Source organism: uncultured Jannaschia sp. (assembly GCF_947494055.1).
In the GTDB taxonomy this organism is placed as follows: domain Bacteria; phylum Pseudomonadota; class Alphaproteobacteria; order Rhodobacterales; family Rhodobacteraceae; genus Jannaschia.
In genome coordinates, this window is the sequence record NZ_CANLTR010000005.1 from 247971 (window position 1) to 265321 (window position 17351).

Sequence of the window (17351 nt, forward strand, 5' to 3'; positions counted from 1 at the left end):
GCCCGTGATACGCACACCTTCGTAGGGAGCCGGGAGGGGCGCCATGTTCGAAGCCGTCGTGACGCTGTGCCTCGCGGGCGCGCCGGACATATGCCGGGAGACGCTCCTGCCCGACATCGTTGGCGCGGATGCCGCGTCCTGCGAGACACGGCTGCCGGGGACCTACGCCCCGCCGGCGGGCCTCGTCGCGACGTCGCCGCCCGCCTGCCGCGAGGCGCCGGCGCCGCTCGCCTTCACGGAACTCGCGCCCGGCCTCTACGCCCACCGGGGCATGGTGGCGGAGCCGGACGAAGCGAATGGCGGCGACGTCGCCAATATCGGCTTCGTCGTCGGGTCGGACGCCGTGGCCGTGATCGACGCCGGCACGACGCGCGGGGTGGCCGAGGGCGTCTGGCGCGCGATCCGGGCGCGGACCGACCTGCCGGTGCGCTACCTGATCCTGACCCATGTCCATCCCGACCACACGCTCGGCGCACCGTTCTTCGCGGAAGCGGGGGCGGAGGTGATCGGCCACGCCGCGCTCGACCGGGCGCTGGCCGACCGGCAGGCGAACTACCTCGAAAGCCTTGAGGCGTCCCTCGGCACGGGGGCCGTCATCGGGAGCGGCGCGGTCGCCGCCGACATCGCGGTCGCCTCGACGGAAACGGTGAATCTCGGCAACCGCGTGCTGGAGCTGCGAGCCTGGGCGACGGCGCATACCGGGACCGACGTCACCGTGCTCGACCGGGAGAGCGGCACGGTCTTTGCCGGCGATCTGGTCTTCGACGACCACGTCCCCGCGCTCGACGGATCGCTGCGCGGCTGGCAGGACGCGCTCGACGCGCTGACCGGAATGGAGCTTACCGCGATCGTGCCCGGTCACGGCGGCCCGCGCCTCGACTGGCCTGTCGGCGCGAAACCGATGCGCCGCTACCTCGACACGCTGGCGCGAGATACCAAGGCAGCGATCGCGGAGGGCGACCGCATGGCGGATGCGGTGGAGCGCATCGCCGCGTCCGAGGCGGACGACTGGGCGCTCTTCGACGCCTACAACGCGCGCAACGCCACGGTCGCCTTCACGGAGCTCGAATGGGAATGAACGGCTAGTCCGCCGCGCCTTCCAGCATCTGCGCGATAGAATAGAGGCGCTTCTCCAGAAGGACGGGCGTCTCGCAGACATAGGTGAGCGAGCGTTGACGGTCGGTATAGATGCGCTGATCCCAGTCGATCTGCTCCTCCAGCGCGTCCACGCGGTCGAAATCCGGCTCGTCTCCGGCCATCTGCGTGTCCATTTCACCCCGCGCCGCGTCGATCCGCTCGGAAAGCGCGATCTGCTCGAGCGAGTAATCCTCGATCCCCGCGACCACCTCCGACCGGGTGCGGGCAAGGCGGTCGAACACCTCCGCGAAGACGTGGCCCAGAAGGGCGCGGTCGGTCCCGTGCGCCTCGGTGAAAGCCTCGACACGGGGCGCCAGATCCTCGACCGGAATGCGCCGCAGCGACAAGCGCGCGACGAGGTCGTCCACCGCAGCTGCGGTGTCGTCCGACATGTCCGGCGCGGCAGCCGGCGGATCGGGCCACATCAGGCCGACGGAAAGGCGGTCCACCTTGCGCTGTATGCAGGGCCAGGTCGGGTCCGAGAAATCGGCCGCGAAGGCGGTGGCGGCCGTCAGGAACAGCCCGCCGATCGCCGTCATCACGGTAGTGCCGCGCATCGCGAATCCTCCCCGATGCCGAGTGTGCCGAGAGGAGGTCGAGCTGTCCACGGGGGGCGACACCCACCAAGGTATGCGTTGGCATGCCTTGGAGCGGGTTTCATACTTTCCAAGATCGCCTAGAAGGGTCCCCGGTTCAATCACCGGATTTTGGAGGGAAACTTGCGTACAAAAGCCGCCGTCGCAATCGAAGCGGGCAAACCGCTCGAGATCATGGATGTCGAGCTCGAAGGCCCGAAGGCGGGCGAGGTGCTGGTCGAGATCAAGGCCACGGGCATCTGCCACACGGACGAGTTCACCCGGTCTGGTGCAGACCCCGAGGGGCTGTTTCCCGCCATTCTCGGCCATGAAGGTGCGGGCGTCGTCGTCGATGTCGGCCCCGGCGTGACGAGCCTGAAGAAGGGCGACCACGTCATTCCGCTCTACACGCCCGAATGCCGGGAATGCGAATACTGCCTGAACCCCAAGACGAACCTCTGCCAGAAGGTTCGCGTGACGCAGGGGCAAGGCAAGATGCCGGACGGCACCTCGCGCTTCAAGACGCTCGATGGCGACCCGATCCTGCACTACATGGGTTGCTCCACCTTCTCGAACCACACGGTCCTGCCCGAGATCGCGCTGGCGAAGGTCCGCGAGGACGCGCCGTTCGACAAGATCTGCTATATCGGCTGCGGCGTGACCACCGGCATCGGCGCGGTGATCAACACGGCCAAGGTGGAGATCGGCTCCACCGCCATCGTCTTCGGCCTGGGCGGTATCGGCCTCAACGTACTGCAGGGCCTGCGGATGGCCGGGGCGGACCAGATCGTCGGCGTCGACCTGAACGACGACAAGAAGGAAATGGCCGAGCGGTTCGGCATGACCCATTTCGTCAACCCGAAGGAGGTCGACGGCGACCTCGTCGCGCATCTCGTCGAGCTGACGGGCGGCGGCGCGGACTACACCTTCGACGCGACAGGCAACGTGGGCGTGATGCGCACCGCGCTCGAGAGCGCGCACAAGGGCTGGGGCGAGAGCGTGATCATCGGCGTGGCGCCGGCGGGGGCGGAGATCTCCACCCGGCCGTTCCAGCTCGTCACCGGCCGGGTCTGGCGCGGCACGGCCTTCGGTGGCGCGCGCGGCCGGACCGACGTGCCGAAGATCGTCGACTGGTACATGGACGGCAAGATCGAGATCGACCCGATGATCACCCACACGATGCCGCTGTCGGACATCAACAAGGGCTTCGACCTCATGCATTCCGGCGAGAGCATCCGCAGCGTGGTGATCTACTGATGGCCGACCTGCAGGTCGTGTCGGAGAACCGGTGCTTCGGCGGGGTGCAGGGCGTCTACAGCCATGCCTCCGACGCCTGCGGCTGCGACATGACCTTTGCCGTCTACACGCCGCCGCAGGCCGAGGACGGCCCGGTGCCGGTGCTGTGGTACCTGTCCGGCCTGACCTGCAATCACGAGAACGCGATGACGAAGGGTGGCTTCCAGGCCTATGCCGCGGAGGCCGGCCTCGCCGTCGTGTTCCCCGACACCTCGCCGCGCGGCGAGGAGATCGCCGACGACGAGGCCTACGATCTCGGGCAGGGGGCGGGGTTCTACATCGACGCCGCGCGCGATCCCTGGGCATCGACCTTCAGGATGCACGAATACGTCACCCGGGAGTTGCGTGCGATCGTGGAGGAGCAGGTGCCCAATACCGGCCGCCACGGGATCACCGGGCATTCGATGGGCGGGCACGGGGCGTTGACGATCGCGATGAAGGCTCCCGACGCCTATGCCTCGCTGTCGGCCTTCGCGCCGATCGCGCATCCGACGCGGTCCGACTGGGGCCGCAAGCAGTTCGCGGCCTATCTGGGCGAGGACGAGGCCGCCTGGTGCGGCCACGACGCGACGCTCCTGATCGAGGAGCGGGGATGGCACGGCGACATCCTGATCGACCAGGGCGCCGCCGACCAGTTCCTCGACCTGCTGATGCCCGAAGCGTTCGCCGCCGCAATGGCGCGGAAGCGTCAATCTGGCCAATTGCGCATGCAGGCCGGCTATGACCATTCCTATTACTTCGTATCCACCTTCGCCGGGGATCACGTGGCCTGGCATGCGGAGCGGCTGCACCGTGACGCGGGCTGAGGTTCGGCGCGGCTCCGAGGAGAAAGCCAGCAAATGACATTGGGAGACATCATGACCGCGAAGACTTTCGCCCTCGCCGGGTTTTTCGCCCTAACGGCCGGCGCGGCCCTCGCGCAGGACGCCGAAATCACCGGCGACGCCGAGGCCGGAGATCGCGTGTTCCGCCGCTGCATGGCCTGCCATGCCGTCGGGCCCGACGCGAAGACCAAGGTCGGGCCGGTCCTGAACGGCGTCATCGGCCGCACCGCGGGCACCCATGCGGATTTCGAATATTCGGACGCGATGATCGAGGCCGGGGCGAACGGCATGGCCTGGACCCCCGAGGAGCTGGACGCCTACCTCCTCGCGCCGAAGGATCATGTGCCGGGCACCAAGATGGCCTTCCCCGGTCTGCGCAAGGACGAGGACCGGGCGAACGTGATCGCGTATCTCGCCACGTTCTCGGAGGACGGGTCGTCCACGGGCGAAGGCTCCTAGAGCCTTCGCAAGGGAGTTGAAGCCGGCTGGGCCCGAGCGCCCGTCGTCCGGCACAATGGATCGGCAGGTGGCCGCGTCTTGGTCGCCGGGTCGGTCGACATAAGGGAGAGAGCAATGAGAAAGCTACTTACACTGACGACGGCGATCGGGATCGGCGCGACCGGCTCCGCATTCGCCAACGAGTCGGTCATGTCGGGTATCGACGACCCCTCGCAATGGGTGATCCAGACCGGCGACTACAAGAACCAGCGCTATTCCGAGCTCGACCAGATCAACGCCGACAACGTGGGCGATCTGCAGGTCGCCTGGACCTTCTCGACCGGCGTGCTGCGCGGCCACGAGGGCGGACCGCTCGTCGTGGGCGACGTCATGTACGTGCATGCGCCGTTTCCGAACACGGTCTACGCGCTCGACCTGACCGACAACGGCCGGATCATCTGGCGCTACGAGCCGCAGCAGGACCCGGACGTCATCCCGGTGATGTGCTGTGACACCGTGAACCGCGGCGTGGCCTATGCCGACAACAAGATCTTCCTGCACCAGGCCGACACCACCGTCGTCGCGCTGAACGCGGAAACGGGCGAGGTCGAGTGGAGCGTCCAGAACGGCGACGCGTCCAAGGGCGAGACCAACACCGCAACGGTCATGCCGGTCGGCGACAAGGTCATGGTCGGCATCTCTGGCGGCGAGTTCGGCGTCCGCGGTCACCTTACCGCCTACGACATCGAAACCGGCGAGCAGGTCTGGCGCGCCTATTCGATGGGTCCCGACAGCGACACGCTGATGGATCCCGAGAACACCACCCATCTGGGCGAAGCCGTGGGCGTGGATTCCGGCACCGCCACCTGGGAAGGCGATCAGTGGATGATCGGCGGCGGCACGACCTGGGGCTGGTATGCCTACGACCCCGAGGAGAACCTGGTCTATTACGGCACCGGCAACCCCTCGACCTGGAACCCGGCACAGCGCCCGGGCGACAATCGCTGGTCGATGACGATCATGGCCCGCGACGCCGATACCGGCATGGCGAAGTGGCTCTACCAGATGACGCCCCACGACGAGTGGGACTACGACGGCGTCAACGAGATGATCCTGACCGAGCAGGAATGGGAAGGCGAGGAGCGCAAGCTGCTGACCCACTTCGACCGGAACGGTCTGGCCTACGTGATGGACCGGGTGTCGGGCGAGCTGCTCTCGGCCGAGAAGTTCGACCCGGCGGTGAACTGGACCTCCGGCGTCGAGATGGACCCGGAATCGGAGGATTACGGCCGGCCCATGGTCGTGGCGGAATACTCCACCGAGCAGAACGGCGAGGACGTGAACTCGACCGGCATCTGCCCGGCGGCGCTCGGCACCAAGGACCAGCAGCCGGCGGCCTATTCGCCCAAGACGGAACTGTTCTACGTGCCGACGAACCACGTTTGCATGGATTACGAGCCGTTCCGGGTGAGCTACACCGCGGGTCAGCCCTATGTCGGCGCGACGCTCGCGATGTATCCGGCGCCCGACAGCCACGGCGGCATGGGCAACTTCATCGCCTGGGACAACAAGGCCGGCGAGATCAAGTGGTCGCTGCCGGAGCAATTCTCGGTCTGGTCGGGTGCGCTGGCGACGGCGGGCGACGTGGTGTTCTACGGAACGCTCGAGGGCTACGCGAAGGCCGTGCATGCCGAGACGGGCGAGGAGCTTTACAGCTTCAAGACCCCGTCGGGCATCATCGGCAACTTCATGACCTACGAGCATGACGGCGAGCAGTATATCGGCATCCTGTCGGGTGTCGGCGGTTGGGCCGGCATCGGTCTCGCGGCCGGTCTGACCAACCCGAACGACGGCCTGGGCGCCGTCGGCGGCTATGCGGCGCTGAGCGACTACACCGCGCTCGGCGGCCAGTTGACGGTCTTCAAGCTGCCCGATTCCGAGTGATCGGGCGATGAACGAGGCCGGCGCGCGGGACCTGCGCGCCGGCCGCTTCGCTTAGGGAGGAATGAGAGCGATGCGAACGAACGGTTTCACACTGTTGGCGGCCGGCGCGATGACGCTGGCGCTGTCGGGCTTCGCGATGGCGGAGCAGCACACGTCGGAGGCCGACTGCCCCGAGGACATGAACACCGAGCCCGGCTGCCAGATGGAAGGCGCCGAGACGTCCGAGCGCGGGCCGATCGAGGGTGCCGCGACGGCGCCGGTCGCCCCCGAAGTGGCCGAAGGCGACGATTCGAAGTCGCTGGCCTCGCCGGAAGGCTTGGAGGGCGATGCGAACGCGACGGCCGGGACGGGCGAGTCCACGGGCGACGACGCGACCGAGGAGACCGCACAGGATATCGGCGCAACGGGCACCGAGAGCGGGACCGACGATTCCACGGAAGACCTGGTGAACGCGGAGGACACGCCTGAAGGCGAGGATTGCCCCGAGGACATGGATACCGAGCCGGGTTGCAGCCTGGAAGGCGAGACTTCCGAGCGTGGCCCAGTCGAGGGCGCGGCGACCGCTCCGGTACCGACGGAAGGTGAGACGGACGGCGATGTCGAGATGACCGATCCGGAAGCCGATCCCGAAGCCCCCGAGGGCGAGACCGAGCAGCCGGACGCGACCGGCGGGCAGGATGCCGATGCCGGCGACGCGGCGGGCGGAGACGGCCCGTTCGCCGTCGCCTACGAGGATGGCGGCCGCTACTGGACCGCCGAGGATACGCCGACCTTCCATGTCGGCGAGGACGGCACGGTCGACTGGCTGACCTATTCCGGCTTCCGCCGCTACCATTCCGAATGCCATGTCTGCCACGGCCCGGACGGCGAAGGCTCGAGCTATGCCCCGGCCATCAAGAACTCGGCCGTGGACATGGATTACTACGACTTCTACGACGTCGTCGTGAATGGCCGGAAGCATGTCGGCGCGTCCGACAATTCGGTGATGCCGGCCTTCGGCGACAACGCCAACGTGATGTGCTACCTTGACGACATCTACGTCTATCTCGCCGCGCGCGGCGAGGGCATCGTCCCGCGCGGCCGTCCCGGCAGCCGGGAGGAGAAGTCAGAGGCGATCCGCGAGGCAGAGAATGCCTGTCTTGGCTGACCTCCGGCGCCTCGCCACCTGTCTAGCGGCGCTGCTGACCTTCGGGACGGCGGCGCCAGCGCAGACCTCGGACCTCGTCTCGGACACGGCGTTCCGCGTCTGCGCCGATCCGGCCAACCTGCCGATGTCGAACGAAGCGGGCGAGGGTTACGAGAACGCGCTGGCGGAACTCTTCGCGGCGAAGCTCGACCGCCCGGTTCAGTACACGTGGTACCCGATGGCGACCGGCTTCGTCCGGAACACGCTCCTCGCGGGCCAGTGCGACGTCATCGTCGGCTACGCGCAGGGCGAGGAACTCGTCCTGAACACCAACCATTACATGACGTCGGCCTATACCCTGGTCGTCCCGGCCGACGGCCCCCTCGCGGAGGTCACGACGCTGTCCGACCCGGCGCTCCAGGGTCTGGAGATCGGCATCGTCGCCGGCTCGCCCCCGGCCACGCACATGGCGCGCAACGGTCTGATCGGGAAGGCGCGGGCCTACAACCTCGTAGTCGATCGCCGCGTGGAATCGCCCGTCCTCGACATGCTCGACGACCTCGAGACGGGCGAGATCGACGCCGCGATCGTTTGGGGGCCGCTGGCCGGACCGCTGGTCAAGTCGGATCATCCGGACCTCGCCGTCATCCCGCTTCTGGAGGAAACGCTGCCGCCGCGGTTGTTCTTCCGCATCACGATGGGCGTGCGGCAGGGCGAGAAGGTCTGGCAGCGCGAGCTGAACTCCCTCATCCGCCGCAACCAGGAGGAGATCGACGCGCTCCTCCGCGATGCCGGCGTGCCGCTCGTCAACGATATGGGGGACGCGCCGAAGGACAGCGGCTGATGCGCGGCGCGGTCGTCGCGCTGGCCTTGATCCTCTGGCCACTGGCAGCGCCGGCCACGCCCGAGCCGGCGGGATACCGGATGGACGAGTACCGCGCCCCGGTGCCCGACACGCTCGCGGGCGCACGCGTCCTCTCGACCGAGGCGGCGCACGCGCTGTGGGAGGCGGGGGAGGCAGTGTTCATCGACGTCCTGCCGCGTGCGCCGAAGCCGGCGGGTCTGCCCGCGGGCACCGTCTGGCGGGAGCCGCCGCGGCATTCGATCCCCGGCGCGACATGGATGCCCAATGTGGGCTACGGCGCGCTCGCGGAGGTGAACCACGCGTATTTCCGCGACGGGCTTGCGGCAGCGACGGGCGGGAACATGGATCGGCCCGTTGTTTTCTTCTGCCTTATCGATTGCTGGATGTCCTGGAACGCGGCCAGGCGGGCGCTGGAATACGGCCATACCGACGTGATGTGGTTTCCCGACGGAACCGACGGCTGGGTGTTCTACGACTACCCGACCGAAGTGTTGAAGCCGCGACCGGGCGGGCGTTGAGCGGTCAGTAGCCCGCCACCGTCGCCCGCGCGTGGCTGGTCGTGCCGTCGGTGTCTGTCATCGTCACGTCCACCGCCTGCGTGTCGCCGGGCACCGAGACCGACAGGCTCGGGTTCTCCGACAACGAGATGCTGCCCGTCATCGTGGCGAAGTCCGCGCCATCGAGGTCGAGATCCAGCGTCTCCACGTAGCGCATCGGAATGAAGAGGAGCGAGATCTGGTCCATCTGCATCCCCGAATGGCTCGGATGCATGACGTCGAGATTGACCTGCCGCTCCCCGGCCGCCATCGCTTGCAGCGTCCGCATCGGGTCGGCCGCATCGCCGCCGACCTGCGAGATCGTCAGGTCCATGTCGCCCAGCGTCGCCAGCGCGGCCTTCGGGTCGGTGCCCGGTGGGGCCGAACACGCGCCCGTGCCGGACGTCTTCACGAAGGTCTCGGCCACGAAGCTGTCGCCCATCGCCGTCTCGACCACGACATGGAGCGGCGTCGGCCCGTTCACCCGCATCGTCACGTCGAAGAAGAAGCCGGGCTGCGGTGCGTCGAAGTCGAACACGGCGGAGACCGGCATCGGGTTCTCGTCCAGCACCAGCGACACCCGGGTCAGGGCATCGCCTTGGGGCGCCACGATCCGGGCCGCAATCTGCGCGCGGGCATCGTCCATCGTGCGCGTCGGGCTGTCGATGGCGATCAGGTGCGCCCCGTCCTGCAAAGTCGTCTCGCCCCAGACCGCCGCGCGGATGTCTGGCCAGGCCGGATCGCGGTTCGCCTGCGCGGAGGCGGGAAGGGCGGTCGCGGCGAGAAGCGCGGCGAGGATTGCGAATTTCATGGGCGCAGGCTCCGATATCCGAACGTCGTGACTGATCGCGAGCAGGGCCGGGCTTGCATGGCCTACTCCGCGAACACGTTGTACTTGAGGATGTAGTCGATCCCGCGCCGCCAGCTTTCATCGGTATTGGACCGGATATCGACCGATTGCCCGCGAAGGAAATTCCCAGTCTCCACCTCGCGCAGCGCCAGGTCGATCGCGAGGATGAGGTTCGATACCTTCTGCACCTGCCCCACCAGCACCAGATCGGCACCGAGCGTCTCGCCCATGCGGATTTCGCAGCCGTTGCAATGCGCGGGATTCCGGGTCCGCGAAAGCTCTTCGGCCACGGGGGCAGTGTCGACGAAGGTATAGCCCTCGGCCTCGAACCTGTCGCGCACCTCCTGCTCGATCAGATCGATCCGTGCCGCCTCGTCTTCCCGAGCGCCAAAATAGTCGCCCTCCGTGGACGTGTCGATCAGCGTGATCCCGAGGAACGCCACCGTCGCGTCCTCCGGGAGATCGCGATCGGTCACGGGTTGCGCCATCCCGGCCAAAGGCAGGCATGCGAGGAGCGCGGCGAGGAACACGTGTCTGGCAGACATGACCGGAGGATAGCGCCCGTCCGCGGCCTCGCAATACGCCGAAAGTATCGGTTCCGGCTGCCATTTCATCTGTCATCTTGTTTTGGCAGGCTCGCTGCCTTTCGGGGCCGGAGGAGCCGCATGGGAGGAAGAATGAAACGTCTGGCGCATGCGCTGGCCCTCGGCCTGACGATGCTCCACGTGGCCGGGGCCGCGTGGGCCGTCGACGTGACGGCCGCGGTGCTGCGGCTGGATTACCCGACGCTGGCCCCGATCTCGCGCTACGACCTCGTGCCCGACGATCTGGCCTTCGCCGGCGCCGCGCTAGCGACGGAGGACAACGCCACGACCGGTGGCTTCCTCGGACATACCTTCGAGACGACCGCCCGCGCCGTCCCGCCGGAGGAAGCGGAGGCCGCGCTGGAGGAATTGATCGCGGCGGGCCATGGCCATATCGCCATCCACGCCCGGGCCGACGACCTGTTGCGGCTGGCGGATGCGGCGGGCGACCGGGCGCTCATCTACAATGTCGGCGCGCGCGACACGCGGCTCCGCGACGCCGATTGCCGCGCCAACGTCCTGCACATCACGCCGAGCCGCGCGATGCTGACCGACGCGGTGGCGCAGTTCGCGGTCTGGAAACGCTGGCCGGACTGGTTCCTGATCCACGGCTCCAACCCCGACGACCTGGCGCTGGCCGACGACTACCGCCGCGCCGCCACCAAGTTCGGCGCAGAAATCGTCGAGGAACGCGAGTTCGAGGATACCGGCGGCTCGCGGCGCACCGATACCGGACACGTCCTCGTGCAACGCCAGCTGCCGGTCTTCACGCAGGACACGGAAGATCACGACGTGGTCGTCGCCGCCGACGCGTCGGACGTGTTCGCCCCCTACCTGCCATTCCATCTCTGGACGCCCCGGCCGACGATGGGCTCCGCCGGCCTGCGCCCGGTGAGCTTCCACGCCGCGCACGAGGCCTGGGGCGCGACGCAGTTCCAGCGCCGCTTCGAAGCGCTGACCGGCCGCTACATGCAGGAGGCGGATTACGACGCCTGGCTGGCGCTGCGCGTGCTGGGCGAGGCGGTGACGCGGACCGGCGCGGCGGACGTGGCGGAGGTGCGCGACTACGTGCTCTCCGACGCGTTCGAGCTCGCCGCGTTCAAGGGCGTGCCGGTCACGATCCGGGACTGGAACGGACAGCTCCGACAGCCCATCCTGCTCTACGACGGGCGCATCACCGTGAGCGTTTCGCCGCAGGAGGGGTTCCTGCATCAGGTCTCGCCGCTGGACTCGCTCGGCATCGACCGACCGGAATCGGCCTGCACGGCCTTCGAGGGATGACGACATGAAGACACTGACCACCGCCCTGATCCTGCCGCTCCTCGCCGGTCCCGCCTTCGCGGGCAAGGCGTTCGTCTCCAACGAGCGTGGCAACACCGTCACCGTGATCGACACCGACAGCTGGGAGGTGCTGACCGAGTTCGACGCCGGCAACCGCCCGCGCGGCATCACCATCTCGCCCGACGGTCGGCATCTCTATGTCTGCGCGTCGGACGACAACCTGATCCGCGTCTTCGACACCGAGACCTACGAGGAGCTGCCCTCGCTGCCTTCGGGGCCGGACCCGGAGCTCTTCGTGCTGCACCCGTCGGGCAACCCGCTCTACATTGCCAACGAGGACGACAACCTCGTCACCGTGACCGATGTCGAGACCCGCACCGTCCTCGAGGAGATCCCCGTCGGCGTGGAGCCGGAGGGTATGGCGATCAGCCCCGATGCGGGCATCGTCATCAACACCTCCGAAACGACGAACATGGCGCATTTCATCGACACCGAGACGTTCGAGATCGTCCACAACGTCCTCGTCGACCAGCGCCCCCGCTACGCCGAGTACAACCACGACGGCACCAAGCTCTACGTCTCGGCCGAGATCGGCGGCACGGTCAGCGTCATCGACCTCTCAGACGACCGCACCGGCGAGATCGTCGACAAGATCACCTTCGAGGTGGCGGGCGTCCTGCCGGAATGGCTGCAACCCGTCGGCGTGAAGGTCACTAACGACGGCAGCCGCGTCTTCGTGGCGCTCGGCCCCGCGAACCGGGTCGCGGTGATCGACGGCGAGACGGACGAGGTGCTCGACTACCTCCTCGTCGGGCAGCGCGTCTGGCAGATGGCCTTCACCCCGGACGAGCGGTATCTCATCACCACGAACGGCAATTCGAACGACGTGAGCGTGATCGACGTCGAGGCGGAGGAGGTGATCCGCTCCATCCAGGTCGGGCAACAGCCCTGGGGCGTCGCGGTCACGCCGGATTGAGGGAGACGACATGAAACACATCGCAACCGCCGCCCTGCTGACCCTTGCGGTCCCGGCCGCCGCCGCACCGCTCTGCGACGACCTCGGCTTCGCGGGATTGCTTGCGTCCTGCAACCGCGGCGAGCCGATCGAGCTCACCCTGGCCTCGGGCCAGCCGCTGGGCGAGGATCAGACGCTGCAATCGGGGGCCTATTACAAGCTCAACGTGACCGCCGACGGCTCGGCCGAACTGGCCATCTCCGGGCCGGACTTCTTCCGTGCGATCTGGATCAACGAAATCGTCATCAACCAGATCGAGATCCGGCCGATGGCCGTCGACAGCCTCGAATTCGACGCCGCCGGCACGGCCGAGATCTCCTTCATCGCCATCAAGCCCGGCAGCCACACGCTCCGCATCCCGGGCTCCACCGGCGATGCGCAGAGCGTGACCTTCAACATCCAGTAGGAGACTTCGCCATGAACAGGCTTCTTGTCGCATCGGCCCTGAGCCTTGCCCTCACCGGACCCGTCCTCGCGCAGGACGAGGTGTCCGAGGAGGTGGTCGCGACGATCACCGAGGTTCTCGCGGACATGAACTGCCAGATGGACCCCGACGACATCGAGGTGACCGAGACCGAAGGCTACGAGCTCGACGACGTGATCTGCGAGGGCGGACAGCAATACGACATCGAACTCGACCAGGCGTTCAACGAGGTCAGCCGCCGCGCCGAGTGACACGGCGCCGTCTCCGGGAGGGACGGCGGCCGCAGACAAGGGAGAGACGACATGGGCATCAACACGCGATTCGCCGGCGGCCTTCTCGCCGCCGCGCTCGCCGTCCCCGCGCTCGCGCAGGACGTGCCGGAACTCCGCGCGGCGACGCTGCAGATCGGCACGGTGAACTGGGAGCTGGCGACGATCGAGGACCGGGGTCTCGACACCGAGAACGGCTTCGACCTCGTGATCCAGGAATATGCCGACAACGGCGCCACCCGTGTCGCGCTGGCGGGCGGGGAGGCCGACATGGTCGTGGCCGACTGGCTCTGGGTCGCCACCCAGCGCGCCGCCGGCCGCGACTACGTGTTCATCCCCTATTCCACCGCCGTGGGCGGCGTGATGGTGCCCGGGGACAGTGCGGCGGAAACACTCCAGGATCTCGCGGGCGGTCAGATCGGCATCGCCGGCGGGCCGGTCGACAAGTCCTGGCTGATCCTGAGGGCCTACGCGCACCGGGAATACGACATGGACCTCGCCGCCGAGACGGAGCAGGTCTACGGCGCCCCGCCGCTCATCATGAAGACCGCAATGCAGGGCGAGACGCAGGGCGCGATCAATTACTGGCACTTCATGGCGAAGATGAAGGCCGCCGGGATGCGCGAGCTGATCTCGGTCGCGACCGCTGCCGAGGTGCTGGGCCTCGACCCGAACACGCCGCTCCTGGGCTACGTCGTGACCGGCGATTTCGCGCGCGAGAACCCGGAGGTCGTCGAGGGGCTGGCCCGCGCCTCCCGAGCCGCCAAGGACCTGCTCGCCTCCGACGACGCCGTCTGGGAGGACCTGCGGCCGCAGATGAACGCGGCCGACGATGCGGAGTTCGAGGCGCTGAAGGAGGGCTGGATCGCCGGCATCCCGCCTGAAGGCCCCGTCGACGAGGCGGCGGCCGCGCGGATGTTCGACCTGATGGCAGAGCTTGGCGGGCCGGAGCTCGTCGGCGCGGCCGAGACGCTGCCGGAAGGGGTGTTCTACGACCTCTCCTTCTGAGCGGAGCCGGTCCGCGATGTCGGCGGCGGCCACGCGGGGGCTCTCGATCTTGGGCCTGCTCGCGCTCTGGTCCGCCGCCGCGCTGATCTCCGACGATCCCACGATCCTGCCGGCCCCCTGGACGCTCCTCCCGCGCTACGCGCAGGAGATCGAGAACGGAAAGCTTCTCCATCACCTGACCGCCACCCTCCTGCGGGTGATCGCGGCCTTCGTGCTCGCGATGGGGCTCGGCATCGCGCTCGGCTACGCGATGGGGCGCTACCCGCGCCTCGACCGCTGGCTGGATCCGTGGCTCGTGGTGTTCCTGAACCTGCCGGCGCTCGTCCTGATTGTCCTCTGCTACCTCTGGATCGGGCTCAACGAGACCGCCGCGATCCTCGCCGTCACGCTCAACAAGGTCCCGAACGTCACCACCGTGATCCGCGAGGGCGCACGGTCGCTTTCCCCCGATCTCGACGCGATGGCGGGCGTGTTCCGCATGTCCACCTGGGCCCGCCTTCGCCACGTCGTTCTGCCGCAGCTCGCGCCCTTCGTCACCGCGGCGGCGCGGTCCGGCATCGCAGTGATCTGGAAGATCGTGCTGGTGGTGGAGTTCCTCGGCCGCTCCTCCGGGGTGGGCTTCCAGATCCACCTCTACTTCCAGCTCTTCGACGTGGGCATGGTGCTGGTCTACGCGCTGGCCTTCATCGCGGTGATGCTCCTGATCGAATGGGCCCTCCTGCAGCCGTGGGAGCGGCGCGTGCGGCGCTGGCGCCTGGCGTGATCGAGGCCGACATCCGGTCCAAGTCCTTCGGGACGAGCCGCGTGCTGGGCCCTGTCCGCTTCACCGTGCGCCCGGGCGAGACGGTCGCGATCCTCGGGCCGTCCGGCGTGGGCAAGTCCACGTTGCTGCGGATCGTCGCCGGGATCGACCCGCGCTTCGAGGGCAGCGTCGCGCGGCCCGAGCGGATGGCCATCGTCCTGCAAGAGCCGACCCTGCTGCCGTGGCGCAGCGCCGCCGACAACATCCGCCTCGTCCATCCCGACCTCTCCCGCATGAAGGTCCACGCCATGCTCGACCGTGTGGGACTGGGCGACCGGCCCGACCACTTCCCCGGCCAGCTCTCGCTCGGGCAGCAGCGCCGGCTGGCCCTCGCTCGCGCCTTCGCCGGCAACCCTGAGGGGCTGGTCATGGACGAGCCCTTCGTCTCGCTCGACACCGGGACCGCCGACCGGATGCTCGCGCTCACCGAGGCCCTCATCGCCGAGACCCGGCCCGCGACCCTCCTCGTCACCCATGCCGAATCCGAGGCCACCCGCCTCGCCGACCGCATCCTGCGCCTCGGCGGCCAGCCCGCCACGCTCGCGTGACGCGTTGCGGCCCGTTCCTCGCGCGCGCATGGTGAGGCCATGACCGCGCTCTCCGTTCAGAACGTCAGCTACGCCTACGGGCCGAAGACCGCGCTCGACGACGTGAGCTTCGAGGTCGGGGCCGGGCGGTTCTGTGCGCTGCTGGGGCCGAACGGCGCGGGCAAGTCCACGCTTTTCGCGCTCCTCACCCGCCTCCTCGTCACGCGGCGCGGCCGGATCGCGGTGGCGGGCCACGACATCGCCACCTCCCCCCGTTCCGCGCTGTCGAAGATCGGCGTGATCTTCCAGCAATCGACGCTCGACCTCGACATGAGCGTGGCCCGCAACATGAGCTACTTCGCCGCGCTTCACGGCATCTCCGGGCGCGCGGTCCAGACCCGGATCGACGCCGCGCTCGACCGTCTCGACATGCGCGAGCGGGCGGGGGAGAAGGTCCGGTCGCTCAACGGCGGCCACCGGCGGCGCATGGAGATCGCCCGCGCGCTGGTCCACGAGCCCGAGGTGCTGCTGCTGGACGAGGCGACCGTCGGCCTCGACACGGCGGCCCGGCTGGCCATTACCGGCCATGTCCACGATCTGGCGGAGGCGGGGCTCACCGTGTTCTGGGCGACCCATCTCGTCGACGAGATCCGGCCCGCCGACGACGTGGTCGTCCTGCATCGCGGTCGAGTCCGCGCCCGCGAGACCGCCGGGTCGCTGGCCGGCGAAGGCAGCCTGACCGACGCCTTCATGGCGATGACCGCCGCCGAGGCGCCGCCGAGCGTCGGAGGCGTTCCGTGAAGGGCTACCTCGTCGCGCTGCAAGCCATCACGCTCCGCGAGGCGCAGCGCTTCGTGCATCAGCGCGGCCGGTTCCTGTCGGCCCTCGTGCGCCCACTCGTCTGGCTCGTGGTCTTCGCCGCGGGCTTCCGCGCCGCGCTCGGCCTGTCGATCATCCCGCCCTACCAGACCTACATCACCTACGAGGTCTACATCGTCCCCGGCCTCTGCGGCATGATCCAGCTCTTCAACGGGATGCAGTCGTCGCTGAGCCTCGTCTACGATCAGGAGATGGGCTCGATGCGGCTCCTGCTCACCTCGCCCCTGCCGCGCGGCTGGCTTCTGTTCTGCAAGCTCGCGGCCGGCGTCGCGGTGTCGCTGCTGCAGGTCTACGTGTTCCTCGCCATCGCGGCGGCCTTCGGGATCGAGATGCCGCTCTGGGGCTACGTCGCCGCGTTCCCGGCGCTCGTCCTGTCGGGCCTGATGCTCGGCGCGCTCGGGCTGCTGGTCTCCTCCACCGTGAAGCAGTTCGAGAACTTCGCGGGGGTGATGAACTTCGTGATCTTCCCGATGTTCTTCCTGTCCACCGCGCTCTACCCGCTATGGAAGATGGCGGAGAGCTCGGACCTCCTGCGCGACATCTGCGCCGTCAATCCGTTCACCCAGGCGGTCGAGCTGATCCGCTTCGCGCTCTACGGCCAGCTCGCGCTCTGGCCGCTGTTATGGGTGATCCTCGGTTTCGTCGCGTTCTTCGGTCTGGCGCTACTCGGCTACGATCCCGCGAAGGGCCTGCGGATGCGCCGCGGTCCGCCCTGACGCTCGGCCGCAGTCGGAGCTGTGGAAATTGTCAGTTCTGTATACTCCATGCACGTCCCGCCCGGCGGCACGCCGGGCAGCCCCCGGCCGCCCCCAGGTCGGGGACTGCCCTCCTAGAGCTTTTCGGCCGAAACTTGAATCGTGGGGATTCCCATGAGGGAGGCGGTGTGATTCATCTTTTTGAGGAGGATGGACCATGTCAGCACCTTTGCCGTCAGCGCTTCGGACACGGTTTCAGAAGTACATTGAAGAGGG

At 68.2% G+C, this 17351-nt stretch carries 19 protein-coding genes and 1 pseudogene; 17 read left to right on the top strand and 3 right to left on the bottom strand.

The genetic code is table 11. The features are described 5' to 3' along the window. Nucleotides 1-43: 43 nt before the first annotated feature. Nucleotides 44-1078, top strand: coding sequence for a quinoprotein relay system zinc metallohydrolase 2 (locus tag Q1A87_RS07630; RefSeq protein WP_299649193.1), 1035 nt, complete (start codon nt 44-46; stop codon nt 1076-1078). 4 nt (nt 1079-1082) lie between these two features. On the opposite strand, the gene Q1A87_RS07635 is transcribed toward Q1A87_RS07630, so the two are convergent. Continuing rightward, entirely contained in the window at nt 1083-1694 is a 612-nt protein-coding gene (locus Q1A87_RS07635) for a hypothetical protein (protein WP_299649196.1), read from the bottom strand. A 162-nt stretch (nt 1695-1856) separates the two neighbouring features. On the opposite strand from Q1A87_RS07635, the gene Q1A87_RS07640 reads away from it, so the two are divergent. The 7 genes and pseudogenes from Q1A87_RS07640 to Q1A87_RS07670 all read left to right on the top strand — a co-directional run bounded on the left by Q1A87_RS07640 (nt 1857) and on the right by Q1A87_RS07670 (nt 8723). After that, nucleotides 1857-2969 carry an S-(hydroxymethyl)glutathione dehydrogenase/class III alcohol dehydrogenase gene (locus Q1A87_RS07640; RefSeq protein WP_299649199.1) on the top strand — a complete coding sequence of 371 codons (1113 nt, stop codon included), beginning with the start codon at nt 1857-1859 and terminating at the stop codon, nt 2967-2969. Next, nucleotides 2969-3814 (top strand): S-formylglutathione hydrolase, encoded by an 846-nt coding sequence (fghA, locus tag Q1A87_RS07645; RefSeq protein ID WP_299649202.1) that lies wholly within the window; start codon nt 2969-2971, stop codon nt 3812-3814. The genes Q1A87_RS07640 and fghA overlap by 1 nt, the downstream gene beginning before the upstream one ends. Nucleotides 3815-3865: 51 nt before the next feature. Continuing rightward, nucleotides 3866-4291 carry a cytochrome c family protein gene (locus Q1A87_RS07650; RefSeq protein ID WP_299649206.1) on the top strand — a complete coding sequence of 142 codons (426 nt, stop codon included), beginning with the start codon at nt 3866-3868 and terminating at the stop codon, nt 4289-4291. Between the two features lie 114 nt (nt 4292-4405). Next, nucleotides 4406-6214, top strand: a complete 1809-nt coding sequence (locus tag Q1A87_RS07655; protein WP_299649209.1) for a methanol/ethanol family PQQ-dependent dehydrogenase — start codon at nt 4406-4408, stop codon at nt 6212-6214. Nucleotides 6215-6932: 718 nt separating this feature from the next. Further along, nucleotides 6933-7361, top strand: a pseudogene (locus Q1A87_RS07660) (c-type cytochrome, methanol metabolism-related); the annotation flags it as partial. After that, nucleotides 7345-8184 carry a substrate-binding domain-containing protein gene (locus Q1A87_RS07665; protein ID WP_299649212.1) on the top strand — a complete coding sequence of 280 codons (840 nt, stop codon included), beginning with the start codon at nt 7345-7347 and terminating at the stop codon, nt 8182-8184. The pseudogene Q1A87_RS07660 and the gene Q1A87_RS07665, both read left to right, overlap by 17 nt. Then, a complete protein-coding gene (locus Q1A87_RS07670) occupies nt 8184-8723 on the top strand; it encodes a PQQ-dependent catabolism-associated CXXCW motif protein (protein WP_299649215.1) in 540 nt (179 codons plus the stop codon). Before Q1A87_RS07665 ends, Q1A87_RS07670 begins: the two co-directional genes overlap by 1 nt. Nucleotides 8724-8727: 4 nt before the next feature. Here Q1A87_RS07670 and Q1A87_RS07675 read toward each other — a convergent pair whose 3' ends face one another. Both Q1A87_RS07675 and Q1A87_RS07680 read right to left on the bottom strand, forming a co-directional pair. Further along, nucleotides 8728-9552 carry a quinoprotein dehydrogenase-associated SoxYZ-like carrier gene (locus Q1A87_RS07675; RefSeq protein WP_299649218.1) on the bottom strand — a complete coding sequence of 275 codons (825 nt, stop codon included), beginning with the start codon at nt 9550-9552 and terminating at the stop codon, nt 8728-8730. Nucleotides 9553-9614: 62 nt separating this feature from the next. Then, entirely contained in the window at nt 9615-10136 is a 522-nt protein-coding gene (locus Q1A87_RS07680) for a DUF3280 domain-containing protein (protein WP_299649221.1), read from the bottom strand. Nucleotides 10137-10268: 132 nt separating this feature from the next. On the opposite strand from Q1A87_RS07680, the gene Q1A87_RS07685 reads away from it, so the two are divergent. Genes Q1A87_RS07685 through Q1A87_RS07725 form a run of 9 tightly spaced genes read left to right on the top strand, consistent with a single transcriptional unit; the run spans nt 10269 to nt 17096 of the window. After that, nucleotides 10269-11456: an ABC transporter substrate-binding protein gene (locus Q1A87_RS07685; protein WP_299649223.1), complete on the top strand. Its 1188-nt coding sequence runs from the start codon at nt 10269-10271 to the stop codon at nt 11454-11456. Between the two features lie 4 nt (nt 11457-11460). Next, nucleotides 11461-12432 carry a YVTN family beta-propeller repeat protein gene (locus Q1A87_RS07690; RefSeq protein WP_299649225.1) on the top strand — a complete coding sequence of 324 codons (972 nt, stop codon included), beginning with the start codon at nt 11461-11463 and terminating at the stop codon, nt 12430-12432. A gap of 10 nt (nt 12433-12442) precedes the next feature. Then, nucleotides 12443-12877, top strand: coding sequence for a hypothetical protein (locus tag Q1A87_RS07695; protein WP_299649228.1), 435 nt, complete (start codon nt 12443-12445; stop codon nt 12875-12877). An 11-nt stretch (nt 12878-12888) separates the two neighbouring features. Continuing rightward, nucleotides 12889-13146: a PepSY domain-containing protein gene (locus Q1A87_RS07700; protein WP_299649230.1), complete on the top strand. Its 258-nt coding sequence runs from the start codon at nt 12889-12891 to the stop codon at nt 13144-13146. Nucleotides 13147-13197: 51 nt separating this feature from the next. Then, a complete protein-coding gene (locus Q1A87_RS07705) occupies nt 13198-14172 on the top strand; it encodes an ABC transporter substrate-binding protein (RefSeq protein WP_299649233.1) in 975 nt (324 codons plus the stop codon). Between the two features lie 16 nt (nt 14173-14188). Then, nucleotides 14189-14935 carry an ABC transporter permease gene (locus tag Q1A87_RS07710; protein ID WP_299649235.1) on the top strand — a complete coding sequence of 249 codons (747 nt, stop codon included), beginning with the start codon at nt 14189-14191 and terminating at the stop codon, nt 14933-14935. Beyond that, complete coding sequence (locus tag Q1A87_RS07715; protein WP_299649237.1) at nt 14932-15522, top strand: ABC transporter ATP-binding protein; 591 nt, start codon at nt 14932-14934, stop codon at nt 15520-15522. Before Q1A87_RS07710 ends, Q1A87_RS07715 begins: the two co-directional genes overlap by 4 nt. A 39-nt stretch (nt 15523-15561) precedes the next feature. Next, nucleotides 15562-16302 (top strand): ABC transporter ATP-binding protein, encoded by a 741-nt coding sequence (locus Q1A87_RS07720; protein ID WP_299649240.1) that lies wholly within the window; start codon nt 15562-15564, stop codon nt 16300-16302. Beyond that, complete coding sequence (locus tag Q1A87_RS07725; protein ID WP_299649242.1) at nt 16299-17096, top strand: ABC transporter permease; 798 nt, start codon at nt 16299-16301, stop codon at nt 17094-17096. Before Q1A87_RS07720 ends, Q1A87_RS07725 begins: the two co-directional genes overlap by 4 nt. Nucleotides 17097-17351 lie beyond the last annotated feature (255 nt).

Bases quoted from the DNA above. Each gene is read 5' to 3' on its own strand.
- Q1A87_RS07630 (WP_299649193.1), top strand. From the start codon at position 44: ATGTTCGAAGCCGTCGTGACGCTGTGCCTCGCGGGCGCGCCGGACATA.
- Q1A87_RS07635 (WP_299649196.1), bottom strand. From the start codon at position 1,694: ATGCGCGGCACTACCGTGATGACGGCGATCGGCGGGCTGTTCCTGACG.
- fghA (WP_299649202.1), top strand. From the start codon at position 2,969: ATGGCCGACCTGCAGGTCGTGTCGGAGAACCGGTGCTTCGGCGGGGTG.
- Q1A87_RS07650 (WP_299649206.1), top strand. From the start codon at position 3,866: ATGACCGCGAAGACTTTCGCCCTCGCCGGGTTTTTCGCCCTAACGGCC.
- Q1A87_RS07655 (WP_299649209.1), top strand. From the start codon at position 4,406: ATGAGAAAGCTACTTACACTGACGACGGCGATCGGGATCGGCGCGACC.
- Q1A87_RS07665 (WP_299649212.1), top strand. From the start codon at position 7,345: ATGCCTGTCTTGGCTGACCTCCGGCGCCTCGCCACCTGTCTAGCGGCG.
- Q1A87_RS07670 (WP_299649215.1), top strand. From the start codon at position 8,184: ATGCGCGGCGCGGTCGTCGCGCTGGCCTTGATCCTCTGGCCACTGGCA.
- Q1A87_RS07675 (WP_299649218.1), bottom strand. From the start codon at position 9,552: ATGAAATTCGCAATCCTCGCCGCGCTTCTCGCCGCGACCGCCCTTCCC.
- Q1A87_RS07680 (WP_299649221.1), bottom strand. From the start codon at position 10,136: ATGTCTGCCAGACACGTGTTCCTCGCCGCGCTCCTCGCATGCCTGCCT.
- Q1A87_RS07685 (WP_299649223.1), top strand. From the start codon at position 10,269: ATGAAACGTCTGGCGCATGCGCTGGCCCTCGGCCTGACGATGCTCCAC.
- Q1A87_RS07690 (WP_299649225.1), top strand. From the start codon at position 11,461: ATGAAGACACTGACCACCGCCCTGATCCTGCCGCTCCTCGCCGGTCCC.
- Q1A87_RS07695 (WP_299649228.1), top strand. From the start codon at position 12,443: ATGAAACACATCGCAACCGCCGCCCTGCTGACCCTTGCGGTCCCGGCC.
- Q1A87_RS07700 (WP_299649230.1), top strand. From the start codon at position 12,889: ATGAACAGGCTTCTTGTCGCATCGGCCCTGAGCCTTGCCCTCACCGGA.
- Q1A87_RS07705 (WP_299649233.1), top strand. From the start codon at position 13,198: ATGGGCATCAACACGCGATTCGCCGGCGGCCTTCTCGCCGCCGCGCTC.
- Q1A87_RS07710 (WP_299649235.1), top strand. From the start codon at position 14,189: ATGTCGGCGGCGGCCACGCGGGGGCTCTCGATCTTGGGCCTGCTCGCG.
- Q1A87_RS07720 (WP_299649240.1), top strand. From the start codon at position 15,562: ATGACCGCGCTCTCCGTTCAGAACGTCAGCTACGCCTACGGGCCGAAG.